Below are 15,270 nucleotides of genomic sequence, written 5' to 3' on the forward strand. Positions count from 1 at the left end.
ATGAAGATCATCTCTTTGACGGTGGGCGCGCTCATGGCCGCCTCTCTCCTGGCCCCCGTCCCTGCGGCGGCCACCGCGCCCGTCGATCCTGGCCCGCTGGGCGGGGAGGTGCTGGCGGCCTACTCCGCCAAGGACCGCACCGACCTGTGGGTGCTGCTGTCCGAGAAGGCCGACACCACGAGCGCGGAGCGGGCCAGGACCCGCACCGCGCGCGGCCAGCAGGTCGTGCGTGCCCTGCGGGACACGGCCGACCGCTCGCAGGCCCCGCTGCGCAAGCTGCTGAAGGCCGAGGGCCGCAAGAGCGAGACCTTCTGGGCGGCCAACGCCGTGTACGTCCGCGACGTCCCCCTGAGCCTGGCCAGGAAGTTAGCGGCGCTGGACGGGGTGAGCGAGGTCCGGACGCCCAGGACCTACCCGGTGGCCCTGCCGGTGGAGACCAAGGCCGCCGCCGCGACGGCCGCCGCCGTGGAGTGGGGCGTGGCCAACATCAAGGCCGACCAGGTGTGGCAGCAGTACGGCGCGCGCGGCGAGGACATCGTGGTGGCCAACGTCGACACCGGCGTGGATTACACCCACCCGGCGCTGATCGGCTCCTACCGGGGCAACAACGGCGACGGCACCTTCACCCACGACTACAACTTCTACGACGCGGCCGGGAACTGCGACGAGCCCGGCCCGTGCGACGGCCACAACCACGGCTCGCACACCATGGGCACCATCGCGGGCGACGACGGCCAGGGCAACCAGATCGGCGTCGCGCCCAGGGCCAGGTGGATCGCCGCCAGCGGCTGCCAGGCCGGCGGCTGCGCCGACCTGGACCTGATGCGGGCCGGCCAGTGGATGCTGGCGCCCACCGACGCGGCCGGGCAGAACCCCGACCCGGCCAAGCGCCCGCACATCGTCAACAACTCCTGGGGCAGCAGCCTGCCCACCAACGAGCCGATGTTCGAGGAGATCCAGGAGGCCTGGGCGGCGTCCGGCATCTTCGGCGTGTGGTCCAACGGCAACGAAGGGCCCGAGTGCCGGACCTCGGGCACCCCGGGCAGCCGTACGCTCAACTACTCCGTGGGCGCCTACGACAGCGCCAACACGATCGCCTCCTTCTCCAGCCGGGGGGACGGCCAGGACGGGCAGATCAAGCCGAACATCTCGGCTCCCGGCGTGGACGTCCGCTCCGCGGTCAGGGGCGGCGGCTACGCCACGATGTCGGGCACCTCGATGGCCGCGCCGCACGCGTCGGGCGCGGTGGCGCTGCTGTGGTCGGCCAACCCGTCGCTGGCCCGCGACATCGAGGCCACCCGTACGCTGCTGGACCTGACCGCCATCGACACCGCCGACCCGCAGTGCGGCGGCGACGCGGCCGACAACAACGTCTACGGCGAGGGCCGCCTGGACGCGCTGGCGCTGGTGCGGGCGGGCGCCCAGGGCCTGGGCACGCTCTCGGGCGCCGTCACCGACGCCGCCACCGGCGAGCCGCTCGCGGACGCCACCGTGTCGCTCAGCGGGCAGCTCAACCGCGAGTCGGCCTCCGGCCGGGACGGCGCGTACACCTTCAAGCTGCTGGCCGGTGAATATCGGCTCAAGGTGAGCGCCTTCGGCTACCAGGAGGCCACCGCGACCGTCCAGGTGACCAAGGACGGCTCGGCCGAGCAGGACGTCCCGCTCGCCCCGACCGAGCGCAGGACCCTGTCGGGCACGCTCACCGACGGCTCAGGCCACGGCTGGCCCCTGGGCGCCAAGGTGACCGCCGACGACGGCAAGGGCCACACCTGGGACGCCGCCGCGGACGCGGTCACCGGCCGCTGGTCCCTGTCCCTGCTGCCCTCCACCGCCTACACGCTGCGCATCACCCCGGCCGTGCCCGGCTACGACCCGGTCACCAGGCAGGTCAGCCTGGGGGCGGCGGACCAGACCGTGGACGCCGCCCTGCCCGCCGCCCTCACGTGCGCGGCCCCCGGCTACACGGCGAGCAGGGCGGGCACGCCCGAGCCGTTCACTTCTGGCAAGCCCACCGGCTGGCAGGTCACCGACGTCGATCCCGGCTTCCCCGGGTTCGCCTTCCAGCCGGGCTGGGTCTTCGACGACCCCGGCGCCCGCGAGAACAGGACCGGCGGGAGCGGCGCGTTCGCCATCGTCGACTCCGACCACTCCGGCAAGGGGCACGTCCAGGACACCTACCTGACCAGCCCGGTGCTGAGCCTGGCCGGGCACACCAGCCCGGTGCTGGAGTTCGCGGCCGACCTCAAGCCCGGCGTCAACGCCATCGCCTGGGCCGACCTCAGCCTGGACGGCGGCCGTACCTGGACGACGGTGTGGACCCGCAAGGGCTTCCCCGGCGCTCCAGGCCCGGCGGCGCAGGTGGTGCCGATCCCGCAGGCGGCGGGGCAGGCCAAGGCCCAGGTCCGCTTCCACTACCGGGGCAACCGCTCGGGCTGGTGGGCCGTGGACGACGTCTACGTCGGCGACCGCGCCTGCCGGAAGACCGAGGGCGGCCTGGTGACCGGCGTCGTCACCGACGCCGCCACCGGCGAGCCCGTGCGGGGGGCGGCGGTCGCCTCCGGCGGGCGCACGGCCACCACCGACGCCTCCGGCGCCTACTGGCTGTTCTCCGCGCAGACCGGTGATCGGGAGGTGACCGTCACCAAGAGCGGCTACGCCGTCAGGACCGCCACCGCCGCCGTCACCGCCGACCGGATCAGCGAGCTCGACGTGAAACTCACCGCGTCCTGACCGCCCGCACCCCTGACCGCCCGCACCCCTGACCGCCCGCACCCCGACCGCCCGCGCCCTTGGCCGCTCCTTGGCCTTGGTCGCTCGGCTGCCGGGGGTGCGGCGCGTCGGCGGCTCTCAACGGCACGGCTCCTGCCGGGCGACGCCGGGGAAGTGGCTCTCCCACTGCCGGGCCGTCAGGGCCGGGTACGCCCTGACGCAGACGTCCCGGTCCGCGTGCACCGGATCGACGGCCCACAGCCGGGCCGGGTGGTCGGCTCCGCCGCTGACCAGCAGGCGGCCGGCGAACAGCAGGCCGATCACAGGCCCTTCACCACCGGTCAGGGCAGCCCAGCGGGCGGGGGCGCGGGGGTCGGAGACGTCCCACAGATGCACGGTGGGCTCACCGCCGCCGGTCGCGAGCAGGCGGCCGTCGCCGCTGAAGGCCAGCGAGTCCACGTAGGTGCCGTGGCCGTCCAGGACCGCCGACGCCGTCGGGCGGCCGGGGCGGGTGACGTCCCACAGCCGGACGGTGGTGTCCTGGCTGCCGGTGGCCAGCGTGCGCCCGTCGGGGCTGAAGACGCCGTGGTAGACGGCGTTGGCGTGCCCCCGCAGCACCGCCACGGGGACGGGACGGCCCACGTCGGCGAGGTCCCACAGGCGGGCGGTCCTGTCGTAGCCGAAGGAGGCGAGCAGGCGGCCTCGCGGGGCGAAGGCGATGGAGTTCACGAAGCCGGTGTGTCCGGCGAGCGGCCGGGTCTCGCGCGGGTGGGCGGGGTCGCTGATGTCCCAGACCCGGATCACGAGGTCGCGGGTGGCGGTGACGGCGAGCACCCGCCGGTCGGCGCTGAACTCGGCGCTGTCCGGTGGTGCCACCCCGGCGCTCATGGTCGCCAGCAGGGCGGGGGCGGGGCCCTTGAGGCTCCACAGCCGCACCGTTCCACCAGGGCCCGCTGTGACCATGAGCGACCCGTCCGCCGACAGCTTGACCAGGCCCTCGGTGCGGACCTGCAACCGGCTCACCGGGCGGTGCGGGTCGCCGACGTCCCAGCGCAGCGCGCGGTCGCCGCTGCCGGTGATCACCGTGCGGCCGTCGGGGGCGCCCCAGACCGGACGCGTGCGCCCGCCGCCGGTCAAGGCGGGGCCCGGCAGGTCCCACAGGCGGAGCAGGTGGTCGTAGGAGGCGGTCGCCAGGGTGTGGCCGTCCGGGCTGAAGGCGACGTCGGACATCGCCCCGGTGTCGATCGGCGCGCCGGGGCGCGGGGTGAGCGTCTGGAGTGGCCTGCCGTCGGAGGCGTCCCAGAGGCGGGCGGTGTTGTCGTCGCCCGCGGTGGCGATGGTGGCTCCGTCCGGGGAGAAGACGGCGCCGTAGACGGTCCAGCGGTGGCCGGGGAGCGTGAAGCGGAGGCGCGGGTGGCTCGGCCGGGCCAGGTCCCACACCCGTGGCGTGCTGTCCTCCCCCGCCGTGACCAGGCGGTCCGGGTCGGGGCCGAACGCGACCGAGGTGACCCGGCCGGTGTGTCCGGTGAGTGTCGCGATCGGGTCACGCAGCGGGAGAGGTGGTCTCCCGCCCAGGTCCCACAGGCTCACCGTGCCGTCGTCCCCCGCCCCGGCCACCAGGTGAGCGTTGACGGCCAGGCTGAGCACCGTGCCCTGGTCCCCGCGCAACGTGGTCACCGGCCGCCCCGTGGCCGCGTCACTCAGCACGATCTCCCCCTTGGCGCCCCCGGAGGCGAGCAGCCGCCCGTCCGGAGTGAACGCCAGCTCGTAGACGGCTCCCCCGGCGGCGGGCAGGGTCCGCAGGGGGCGGGCGGTGGCCACGTCCCAGATGCGGACCGTCCCGTCGTCGCCGCCGCTGGCGAGCCTCCGCCCGTCGGGCGTGAAGGCGAGCGCGCCGACCTCGCCGGCATGCCCGGTCAGGACGGCGAGCGGGCGCGGCCGGTGCGGCGTGCCCACGTCCCACAGCCGCACGGTCCCATCCTTGCCCGCGCTGGCCAGGACCCGCCCGCCGGGCGCGTACTCGACGTCGTGCACGTAGTCGGTGTGGCCGCTGAGCCGCAGGTTGAACGGCGTGCCGAACGCGCTGAGCAGCCCGCCGCGCGCCTCGGTGGTGGGCGCGAGCGCGTACGCGGCCTGGGCGAGCCGGGCGGCCAGCGCCGGGTCGGCGGCGCGGACGGCGGACGCCTGCTGGGCGACCTGGCGGGACAGGGCGATGTCGCGCTGCTCGCTCGCGGTCTCGGCCTCGTTGTACGCGGCGACGCCGGTGACGCAGGCCACCACCAGCAGCACCCCGAGTCCGGCGGCCAGCCGCCGCAGCCGTCGCGCTCCGGCGCGGGCGGCCCGCGCCCGCCGCCGCGCCAGCTCTCTCGACGCGTCGAGGAACTCGGCGGTGAGCGCGTCGGGCGGATGCGTCGTGACGGTGCTCCACTCCTGGGCGGCGGCCAGGCGGTTGCCCTGGTAGAGCGAGGCGGGGTCGCGGTCCTCGCGGTCCCAGGCGGCGGCGTCCGCGGCCACCCTGCGGCCGGCCAGCAGCGCGGCCCTGTCCTCCTTCAGCCACGAAACCAGCAGCGGCCAGGCGGTGAGCAGCGCCTCGTGGCTGATCTCGACGGTCTCCTGGTCGGCGGTGAGCAGCCGCTGGGCGATGAAGCGGTCCAGGACCTCCTCGGCGCCTTTGGGCAGGTGGTGCCTGGCCACGCGGCGGCGGGCGTCAGCGGTGTCGTCGGCGACGTGCACCAGTTGCAGCAGCAGCCGCCTGGCCAGCGCGCGCTGCGGCTCGGTCAGCCCGGCGCAGGCGGTGTCCGCGCTGAGCGCGATCGCCCCGGCGATGCCGCCGACCGCATCGTAGTCGGCGATGGTGATCATGGCGCCCTGGCCGTGCCGCCAGGTGGCGTACAGGGCGTGGGACAGCAGCGGCAGCGCGCCCGCGGGCGGGGCCGCGTCGCGCGCCCTGAGATCGCGCAGGATCAGGTCGGTCAGCCCCGGTTCGAGGGCGAGGCCGGCCTTGCGGGCAGGCTCCGCGATGGCCGCTCGCAGCCCCTTCTCGTTCATCGGGCCGAGCGTGAGCTGGCCCGCGGTGGCGGCCACCAGCTCCGGGTGGTCGAGCGCCTGGGTGTAGAAATCCGAGCGCAGGCCCAGCACGACGACGCTGCCGCGGGCGAGGGCGTGCACGCCGGCGACGAAGGCGCGCCGCTCCGCCTCGTCCTGGCACAGCGTGAACAGCTCCTCGAACTGGTCGAGCACGATCAGCGGCCCCGCCAGCTCCTTGAGCGTGTCCATCGGCCTGACTCCGGGCGTGTGGACCGTTCCCGTCTCCAGGGCGGCGATCAGGCCCGCGCCGATCAGCGAGGACTTCCCCGACCCCGACGGCCCGACCAGCAGTTGCACGCCGCCGCCGCGCCCGGCCAGCTCCTTCACCGCGCCGATCAGCAGCTCGGTCTGCTCGGCCCGGCCGAAGAACCAGCCGGCGCTGTCGGGCTGGTAGGCGGCCAGACCCCGGTACGGCGGCGGCCCCGACCGCGACGCGCCCCGCCGCTGCCTGGCCCGCCGCCAGCCGGCCAGCCACTCCTCGACCCGCTCCTGGTCGTCCTCGCCGCACGCGTTCAGCACCTTGACCAGCAGCTCGCGGGAGGTGGTGGACGGCAGCCCCCGCCCGGCGAACCAGTCGCCGATCGTGCTGTGCGCGCCCTGCACGCCGACCTTCGTCGCCACCTGGCGGACGGTCAGGCCGGCGCGCTCACGCAACCGGGTCAGCTCTTCGGCGAAGTCGCGGCGGGTCCTGATCCTGGACGGCTGCGGCTCATCGGGCTCGGGCACATCTGCATGTCGGTGTGAGCAGCCGATTGGTTACACACCGCGTACGGACTTGTACGGAAATCGTGGCGGCACTCGGCTGACCAGGGCGATGTGCTGTTCGACGAGCGCCCGCCGCACGCCCCGCCCCGGCCCTTCCACCAGGACCACGTGGGCGACTACGCGTCGGTGGGCATCCCCGGCTCAGTAGTGAATGGCCCCCCGCGCGCCGCCACTGGCGATCACCGCGTCGCCGTTGATGGCGACGCTGAGCGGGCTGGCGAGGAACGCGATGACCGCCGCGACCTCCTCAGGCCGTACCAGCCGTCCGATGGAGACGGAGGCCGCCATCCGGCTCTCAAACTCCTCCGCGGTGGTCCCGCTCCCGGCCGCCAGCTCGCCGACGATGTTCAGCATGGTCTCGGTACGGGTGGCGCCGGGGTGCACCACGGTGACGTTGACGCCGCTGGGCCCGAGCTCGTCGGCCAGGTTCTTGGTCATGGCGGCGACGGCCACGTTGCGGACCGAGCCGGTGATGGAGCCGCTCTGGCGGGCGGCGAGCCCGGCGACGTTGATGACGCGCCCCCAGCCGCGTTCCGCCATGGCCGGGGCGAACGCGCGGACGCAGCGGAGGTAGCCGCGCACCTTGACGTTGATCTCGGCTTCCAGGTCGTCGTCGGGGATCGCGCCCCGGTTGGTGGCGGCGGCGTTGTTGACCAGGATGTCCACCGCGCCGAGTTCGCGGACGACGGCCTGCGCCATGGCGGTGACGGACGCGTCGTCGCCGGTGTCCGCGGTGAGGCCGATGACCTGGGCGCCGGTCTCCTTGGCCAGGCGGGCCGCCTGGTCCTGGACGTCGCGGGCGTTCCTGGCGACCAGTGCCACGGCGGCGCCCTCGGCGGCGAGCGCGCGGCCCGCGGCCAGCCCGATGCCGCGGCTGCCACCTGTGACGACGGCGCGCCGCCCGGCGAGCTGCAGATCCATGAGTCCCCCTGATGCAGGTACGTGTATGCGGTCCTGAGACGGTATCGAGACCGCGTATCCGTCCCATTCACGATTCGTGGTCGTGCTGCCGCCCGAGCCGTACATGTCGCGACAAAGCTTCCGCCAAGGCGGGAAATAACCGCAGGTAGGCGGGGCTAGTGTGAAAATTCTGGAGCGAACTCGTCCCCCACCGAGGATGGGTGATGACATGAGAGGGGCGACCCCGGCGGTCGCCGTCATGGACGGCGCCGGCACGGTGATCGGGTGGACCAGGGCCGCCGAGGAGCTCACCGGCTACCTCGTCGCCGACGTCCTCGGCCGGCCCATCGGCACGCTGCTGCCGCCCGGCGACCGCGAACGCCCCGGCGCGTTCGTGCCCCGCACGGGACTGACGGAGGTGCGGCGGCGCGACGGCGAGGTGGTCATCGTGCGTGCCGAGGCCGCGCCGCTCACCCTGGGCGACGAGGCCGGGAACCGGCGGGAGTGCTGGCTGGTGTCGGCGATCCCGGCGGCCGTCGACCTGTCCACCGACACCGGCGCCCTGCTGGAGTCGCTCATCAGCAGTTTCCCCGTCGCCATGGCCATCTGGGACAAGGACCTGCGCTGCGTCTGGTTCAACGAGGCGGCCGAGCAGCTCAGCGAGGGCTACCCGTACTACCGGATCGGCCGCTCCCTGACCGAGGTCATCCCGGGCATCGACACGCGGGCGGTGCAGGAGGCGATGCGTGAGGTGCTCGCCGACGGCCGGCCCACGATCGACCGGGAGGCCCGCTGGTCGTACCGGAGTCAGGAGCGGGCGCTGTCCGTCTCGCTGCTGCCGCTGGAGGGCGCGGACGGCCGGGTGCTGGGCGTGTGCTCGGTGGCGCTGGACTTCAGCAACAGCAAGGCGCGCGACCACCTCGACCTGCTGCGCGAGGCCAGCGTCCGGCTCGGCAGCACCCTGGACGTGATGAACACCGCTCAGGAGCTGGCCGAGCTGGCCGTCCCGGTCCTCGCCGACTACGTGACCGTCGATCTGCCGGAGGCGATGGTGCCCGGCATCGAGCCGCAGCAGCGGCTGGCCGCGGCGCGGGCCGGCAGCCCCGTCTTCCGGCGGGCCGGCGCGGCCTCGGTGCACGAGGGGATGCCCGAGTGGCTGTGGGAGCGCAACGAGACCGTGTCCGTGCCGCCGCGCTCCCCGTTCACGCAGGTCCTGCGGTCGCGCCGGCCGCACTTCGAGCCGGTGCTGGACACCTCGCCCGGCACCTGGCTGGAGCTGGACCCCGACCGGGCGCGGACCGTCCACGCCACCGGCATGCACTCGCTGATCGTCATCGCCCTGGAGGCGCGCGGCGACGTGCTCGGCGTCGCGGCGTTCGCGCGCACGTCCAACCCGGCCCCGTTCACCAGGGACGACCTGTTCCTGGCCCAGGAGCTGGTCACCCGGGCGGCGCTGAGCCTGGACAACGCGCGCCGCTACACGCGCGAGCGGCTGACCGCGCTCGCGCTCCAGCGCGAGCTGCTCCCGCACGACCTGTGCGGCAGCGGCGCCGTCGAGGTGGCCTCGCGTTACCTGCCCTCCGACGCGCAGGAAGGCGTGGGCGGCGACTGGTACGACACCATCCCGCTGCCCGGCGGCCGGATCGCCCTGGTCGTCGGCGACGTTACCGGGCACGGCATCAACGCCGCGGCCAGCATGGGACGGCTGCGCACCGCCGTCCGCACCCTGGCCCACCTGGACCTGCCGCCGGACGAGCTGCTCACCCACCTCGACCAGCTGATGGCCGAGGACGCCCGCGGCTTCGACGCCACAAGCGCCACCTGCCTGTACGCGGTCTACGATCCGCGGACGGGCTCCTGCACCATGGCCGCGGCCGGGCATCCGCCGCCCGCGATCGTGGCCCCGTCCGGCGAGGTGACGTTCCCGTCGCTGCCCGCCGGCACCCCGATCGGCGTCGGGCTGGGCGCCTTCGGCTCACGCGACCTGCACCTGCCGGCCGGCACCCTGCTGGCCCTCTACACCGACGGCCTGATCGAGACCCGGCACGCCGACCTGGACGCCGGCATGGCCCGGCTCGGCGACGCCCTGGCCCGCGCGGCCCTGCGGTCGGCGACGCCCGAGCACGTGTGCACGGCCGTGATGCGCGCCATCGTGGGCGACGCGCCCGCCGAGGACGACATCGCCCTGCTCATCGCCCGCATCCAGGACTGACCCCGGCGCGGGCGGGGTGCCGCGGTCTCTTCGAGCGGCGCTAGACGTCCTGTTGACGCCGGGTGCCTACGCCCCGTCTTTGAGTGATATGCGCAGCGTATGACCCCTCCTGGCAAGCTACCGGCGTCTACGAACGGTCCCGCTCGCCTCCTGATGCCGGCGAAGGCGGGACAGTCATGGGGGGTCAATGTCCACGGTTCAGCCTCTGAGCGTCAGCCCGTTCACCGCCGTACTCGACGGCGAGCGTGACGCGATCTACGCGGAGCTGATGAGCAGGGGGCCCGTGCACCCGGTGACGACCCTGGCGGGGGCGCCGGGGTGGCTGATCACCGGGCACGAGGAGGCGCGCGCGCTGCTGTCGGATCCGCGGCTGGTCAAGGGCGGCTGGCGGAACGGCGCGTACGCGGACAGGCTGCCCGAGGATCTGGCCCGCGGCGTCTACTCGCACATGCTGAACCTCAACGGAGCGGACCACGTCCGGCTGCGCAGGCTGGTGACCGCGGTGTTCACCCGGCGCAGGGTCGAGTGGCTGACCCCGCGCGTCCAGGAGATGACCGACGAGCTGCTGTCGGCGCTCGACGGCGCCGAGTCGGCCGACCTCATGTCCGCGCTGGCCTACCCGCTGCCGATCGGCGTCATCAGCGAGCTGCTCGGCGTTCCGGAGGAGTTCCGGGAGAGCTTCCGGGAGTGGACGGCTCTCATCGTCGCGCCCATGACCTGCACGTTCGAGCAGTACGCGGACGCTCTGCACGCCCTGCTCGCCTTCGCCCGCGACCTGGTCGCGAGCAAGCGCGTCACGCCGCGCGACGACCTGCTCTCCGACCTGATCGCGGCCCGGGACGGCGAGGAGCGGCTCAGCGAGGACGAACTCACATCGATGATCTTCCTGCTGGTGATCGCCGGGCACGAGACGACGGTCAACCTCATCGGCAACGGCGTGTACGCGCTGCTGCGCAACCCCGACCAGCTCGGCCTGCTCCGCGGCGACCCGGCCCTCCTCGAACCGGCGATCGAGGAGCTGCTGCGCTACGACGCCCCGGCGCAGACCACGCTGCCGTACGTGGCGGCCGAGCGGATCGAGATGGGCGGGACGACCATCGAGGCGGGCCAGAGCGTCGTCGTCGCCCTCCAGGCCGCCAACCGCGACCCGGCCTGCTTCCCCGACCCCGGCGAGCTGGACCTGACCCGGCAGGGCGCCGTCCACACGGCCTTCGGGCACGGCGTGCACTACTGCGTCGGCGCGCCGCTCGCCCGCGTCGAGGCCCGCATCGCCATCGGCACGCTCCTCGACCGCTTCCCCGGCCTGCGCCTCGACGCCGGTCCCGGCACGCCGGCCCGCAACGCTTCCATGATCATGAACGGCCTCTCCGCGCTGCCCGTACGCCTGCGCTGAGAGCATCGAGAAAGGTAATCGACACGTGCGCAAGTCGCTCAGCTGGACTCTGACCGCCGGCCTGATCGCCGGCGTCTCCCTCATCGGGGGCCCCGCCTCCGCGACCCCGGGCGGCTCCGGGGTCACCAGCGTGGTGATCTCGCAGACCACCGCGAACGGCATGGACTACATCGTCCGGCGGATCACTCTGCCTCCGGGGCAGAGCACCGGCTGGCACTACCACCAGCACACCGTCTTCGGCGTCGTCCAGAACGGCACGCTGAGCCACTTCGACTCCTCGTGCGAGCCGGACGGGGTCTACCGGAAGGGCGGCACGATCACCGAGCCGGGCGGCCGGAGGTACGTGCACATCGGCCGCAACCTCGGCAAGAAGCCCGTCGTGCTCGACGTCGCCTACCTGGTCCCCCACGGCGCGCCTCTTTCCACCGACGCCCCCGCCCCTGGGTGTGACGTCCAGTGAGCGCCAACACAGTCGACCAGGATCGGGTGCTGGAGTTCCTGGAACGGGTGATGATCGACAGCGGTGCCGCCTTCGCCGGGCTGTGCACGTCGATCGGCGTGCGCCTCGGGCTCTACGAGGCGATGGCCGGAGCCGGGCCCCTGACCTCGCACGGCCTCGCCACCCGCACCGGCCTCGATGAGCGGTACGTCCGGGAATGGCTGGCCGCCCAGGTGGCCGGCCAGTACGTGCGCTACGACCCGGGCACCGGCGACTACCTGCTCCCCGACGAGCACGCCGCCGTGCTCGCGGACCCCAGCGCGCCGACGTACTCGGCCGGGGCGTTCACCATGCTCCAGTCGCTGTACGCCACCGAGGACGCGCTGGTGGAGGCCTACCGCACCGGCGCGGGCGTCGGCTGGGAGGAGCACGGGCCGGCGCTGTACGAGGGGGTGGCCGCCTTCTTCCGTCCCGGGTACGCGGCGGCCCTGGTGCCGGAGTGGCTGCCCGCCCTCGACGGCGTCGTGGCGGGGCTGGAGCGCGGCATGTCCGTCGCCGACGTGGGCTGCGGCTTCGGCCACAGCACGCTGCTCATGGCGCGGGCGTTCCCGGACTCGCGCTTCCACGGCTTCGACTTCCACGCCCCCTCCGTCGAGCGGGCGCGGCACGCGGCCCGGGAGCAGGGCCTGGCCGATCGGGTGACCTTCGAGGTCGCGGGGGCGGACGACTTCCCCGGCGGCGACTACGGCCTGATCACCTTCTTCGACTGCCTGCACGACCTCGGCGACCCCGGCGCCGCCCTCCGGCGGGCCGCCCGCGCGCTGGCCGCCGGCGGCGCCTGCATGCTGGTCGAGCCGAACGCCGCCGCCGCGCCCCAGGACAACGTCCACACGATCGGCCGGTCGTTCACCGCGACGTCCGCGACGCTGTGCCTGCCCGGGGCGGTGGCCCAGAGGGGGCCGCACGCGCTGGGCAACCACGCCGGCGAGGACGCCCTGCGGGCCATCGCGCACGAGGCCGGGCTGCGCAGCTGGAAGCTGGCCGCGCAGGGCCCCGCCAACCGCGTCTACGACGTCCGCCACTGACCCCTTTTTCTGCGCAACGTACGAGGAGCCCATTCCGTGCGACACCACAGCGACGACGCTTCGAACTTCGAACTTCGAGAGCTGCCCGTCGATCTGCAAGGCCGGGCGCTGCTGCCCGGCGACGACGGGTACGCGGAGGAGACGCGTACCTTCAATCTGAGAGGCGACGTCCGGCCGGGCGTGGTCATCGCCGCGGCGTCGGCGCGCGACGTCCAGGCCGCGGTACGGCTGGCGGCGGCCAAGGGCGCGCCGATCGCCGCCATGTCCACCGGGCACGCGGTGCAGCCGGTGCCGATCGGGCCGGACGCGGTGCTGGTCAGCACCCGGGCGCTGCGCGGCATCACCGTGGACGCCGAGGCGCGTACCGCCCGGATCGAGGCCGGGGTGCGCTGGGGAGAGGCCGTCGGGGAGATCACCAAGTTCGGGCTCGCGCCGTTGAACGGGGCCAGCCCGACTGTGGGCGTCATCGGCTTCGTGCTGGCCGGCGGGCACAGCCCCACGCTCGGCCGCGCCCACGGATTCGCCGCCGACCACGTCCGCGGCATCGAGGTGGTGACCGCCGACGGCCGGTTCCGCACGGTCACCGCCGGCAGCGACCCTGAGCTGTTCTTCGGCCTGCGCGGCGGAAAGGGCAACTTCGGCATCGTCACCGCCGTCGAGCTCGACCTCTTCCCGGTCACCACCCTCTACGCGGGCTCCCTCGTCTTCCCGTTCCAGAGCGCCGCCGCCGTGCTCAACGCCTACCGCGCGTGGGTGGAGACCGTCCCGGAAACGGTGTCGTCCTCCGCCGCGCTTGTCCGCATGCCCGACATTCCGGTCCTGCCGGAGCCTCTGCGCGGCAAGCAGGTCGTCAGCATCCGCGTCTGCTGCACAGGCTCCGACGGCGCCGCCCTGGTCGAGCCGCTGCGCGCCGTCGCGACGCCGATCGTGGACCTGGTGCGGGAGATGCCGTACGCCGACTGCGCGTCCATCCACTCCGACCCGCTCGACCCGGCCTCCGTCCAGGAACGCGGCGGACTCCTGCGCGAACTGACCGCCGACACGATCGACGCCCTGCTCGCCGTCGCCGGGGGGACGACGGCCCCTCCGGACCTGCTGGAGGTCCGGCACCTCGGTGGGGCGCTCGCCCGTCAGCCCGAGGTGCCGAACGCGATCTCGTGCCGGGACGGCGCCTTCACCCTCTTCATGGCCAACATCGGCGGGACGGACGACGCCGAGCGGGTCGACGCGGCCCTGTCCGCGGCGATCGAACGGCTGCGGCCGTGGTGCACCGGGTACACCCTGCTCAGCTTCATGTCCGACGTGGACGGCGTCGAGCAGGGCTACACGCCGGAGGTGCACCGCAGGCTCGTTTCGCTGAAGCAGCGCGTCGACCCGGCCAACCTGTTCCGGCTCAACCACAACATCCGTCCCGGCCTGTGACCGGTTGAGCCTCGGCTACGTCTGAAAGCGTCCTTCAACCGTTCCAACCCGCCTGCAAGGGGGTGGCCGGACGCTGGTCCCTCGCTTCGGAGACGGAGAGGGGACCGCATGTACACATCCAGGAGAGGCCTCCTGGTCACACTGGCCGCCCTGTTGGCGATGACGCTGGCCGTCGCGTCCTGCACGGCGGCCACCGTCCGCACCGTCACGCTGGTCGCCGCGGGCGTTCTGGGAGACGACGCGTTCTTCGACATCGGCGCGGGCAATCTCATGAACGTCATCGCGGGGGCCGGAGGCGCCGTGGCCGGGGACCGCGCCGGCCTCTACGGCGGGACGACCAGATCGACCCAGTGCTCGAAGAAGAAGCTGATCACGTACCTCAAGAACAATCCGGACAAGGCCGCCGCGTGGGCGGACGTGCTCGGCATGGACGTGGCCGACATCCCCGGCCGTGTCGGCAAGCTCACCTCGGTCGTGCTGCGGCGCGACGTGCTCGTGAAGAACCACGGCTACCGCAAGGGCGGGAGCACGGCGTTCCACGCGCTGCTGCAGGCGGGCATCGCGGTTCTGGTGGACAGTACGGGAACGCCGGTCGTCAAGTGCGACTGCGGCAACCCGCTGCTTCCGCCGGATGGCGACGTGGACATCGACCGGGCCAAGTACAAGGGCAAGAAGTGGAAGCACTTCTCCAGGAAGAAGGTGGCGGTGATCGAGGAGGGCGACGAGCAGCCGTCGATCAAGCTCGCCCAGCTCGATCCGGAAACCGGCCAGGCGACCGGAGAGGCGTTCGACCGGCCGACCGGCACGGAAGGCGAGCAGGACAGCGCGCCGACACCCACGCCGAACCCGGACGAGACGCCCACCCCGTGCCCCGCGTCCACGGACCCGCAGGCCACCACACTCAGCCCGTGCCCGGAGCCGTCGGAGCCCACCGACGACCCGACAGACCCTCCGGCGGACGCCCCGACGGACGTCCCGACCGATTCCCCGACCGATTCCCCGACCGGCGACCCGGCCGCCTCGGATTCGCCGTCACCTGATCCCAGCACCTGACAGCGTCAGGTCGCCGCAGGGCTTCGACCTCGTCACACCCCTCCCGTGCACCGGTCGAAGCCCGTCCTTCTGCGGCGAACTGCTTGTCCCAGCGCACCCTCTCGTACGGCCACGCCTCGCGACACACCCTCTTCATCATCATGCCGAGCCGCGCCACTCGGCCCGGCGCGGCCCTCGCGCCGTGAATCCCCAGCCCAGCGACGCG

The 15,270-nt window shown here is 73.6% G+C and carries 9 protein-coding genes; 7 read left to right on the forward strand and 2 right to left on the reverse strand.

Features of this window, described 5'->3' with window-relative positions:
- Positions 1–2,730, forward strand: coding sequence for a S8 family serine peptidase (locus FXF51_RS20210; RefSeq protein WP_148436073.1), 2,730 nt, complete (start codon positions 1–3; stop codon positions 2,728–2,730).
- Positions 2,731–2,847: 117 nt separating this feature from the next.
- Here the strand turns inward: FXF51_RS20210 and FXF51_RS20215 are convergent, their stop codons facing one another.
- Both FXF51_RS20215 and FXF51_RS20220 read right to left on the reverse strand, forming a co-directional pair.
- Positions 2,848–6,522 (reverse strand): helix-turn-helix domain-containing protein, encoded by a 3,675-nt coding sequence (locus tag FXF51_RS20215; RefSeq protein WP_148436074.1) that lies wholly within the window; start codon positions 6,520–6,522, stop codon positions 2,848–2,850.
- Positions 6,523–6,702: 180 nt separating this feature from the next.
- Positions 6,703–7,482, reverse strand: coding sequence for an SDR family NAD(P)-dependent oxidoreductase (locus tag FXF51_RS20220; protein ID WP_148436075.1), 780 nt, complete (start codon positions 7,480–7,482; stop codon positions 6,703–6,705).
- A 208-nt stretch (positions 7,483–7,690) separates the two neighbouring features.
- Between FXF51_RS20220 and FXF51_RS20225 the strand changes: the two genes are divergently transcribed.
- From FXF51_RS20225 to FXF51_RS20250, 6 genes are all read left to right on the forward strand, one after another.
- Positions 7,691–9,673: a SpoIIE family protein phosphatase gene (locus tag FXF51_RS20225; protein ID WP_187414464.1), complete on the forward strand. Its 1,983-nt coding sequence runs from the start codon at positions 7,691–7,693 to the stop codon at positions 9,671–9,673.
- A gap of 187 nt (positions 9,674–9,860) precedes the next feature.
- Positions 9,861–11,066, forward strand: coding sequence for a cytochrome P450 family protein (locus FXF51_RS20230; protein WP_148436077.1), 1,206 nt, complete (start codon positions 9,861–9,863; stop codon positions 11,064–11,066).
- Between the two features lie 25 nt (positions 11,067–11,091).
- Positions 11,092–11,526, forward strand: a complete 435-nt coding sequence (locus FXF51_RS20235; RefSeq protein WP_148436078.1) for a cupin domain-containing protein — start codon at positions 11,092–11,094, stop codon at positions 11,524–11,526.
- Complete coding sequence (locus FXF51_RS20240) at positions 11,523–12,590, forward strand: class I SAM-dependent methyltransferase (RefSeq protein WP_222871378.1); 1,068 nt, start codon at positions 11,523–11,525, stop codon at positions 12,588–12,590. Before FXF51_RS20235 ends, FXF51_RS20240 begins: the two co-directional genes overlap by 4 nt.
- A gap of 36 nt (positions 12,591–12,626) precedes the next feature.
- A complete protein-coding gene (locus tag FXF51_RS20245) occupies positions 12,627–14,012 on the forward strand; it encodes an FAD-binding oxidoreductase (RefSeq protein ID WP_222871379.1) in 1,386 nt (461 codons plus the stop codon).
- Between the two features lie 108 nt (positions 14,013–14,120).
- The gene (locus FXF51_RS20250; RefSeq protein WP_148436079.1) at positions 14,121–15,065 is read left to right on the forward strand and encodes a DUF6777 domain-containing protein; all 945 of its coding nucleotides are present in this window, start codon (positions 14,121–14,123) and stop codon (positions 15,063–15,065) included.
- Positions 15,066–15,270: the final 205 nt, after the last annotated feature.

Origin of the sequence: Nonomuraea sp. PA05, assembly GCF_008086045.1 — a bacterium.
GTDB lineage: Bacteria > Actinomycetota > Actinomycetes > Streptosporangiales > Streptosporangiaceae > Nonomuraea > Nonomuraea monospora.

Bases quoted from the DNA above. Each gene is read 5' to 3' on its own strand.
- FXF51_RS20210 (WP_148436073.1), top strand. From the start codon at position 1: ATGAAGATCATCTCTTTGACGGTGGGCGCGCTCATGGCCGCCTCTCTC.
- FXF51_RS20220 (WP_148436075.1), bottom strand. From the start codon at position 7,482: ATGGATCTGCAGCTCGCCGGGCGGCGCGCCGTCGTCACAGGTGGCAGC.
- FXF51_RS20225 (WP_187414464.1), top strand. From the start codon at position 7,691: ATGAGAGGGGCGACCCCGGCGGTCGCCGTCATGGACGGCGCCGGCACG.
- FXF51_RS20230 (WP_148436077.1), top strand. From the start codon at position 9,861: ATGTCCACGGTTCAGCCTCTGAGCGTCAGCCCGTTCACCGCCGTACTC.
- FXF51_RS20250 (WP_148436079.1), top strand. From the start codon at position 14,121: ATGTACACATCCAGGAGAGGCCTCCTGGTCACACTGGCCGCCCTGTTG.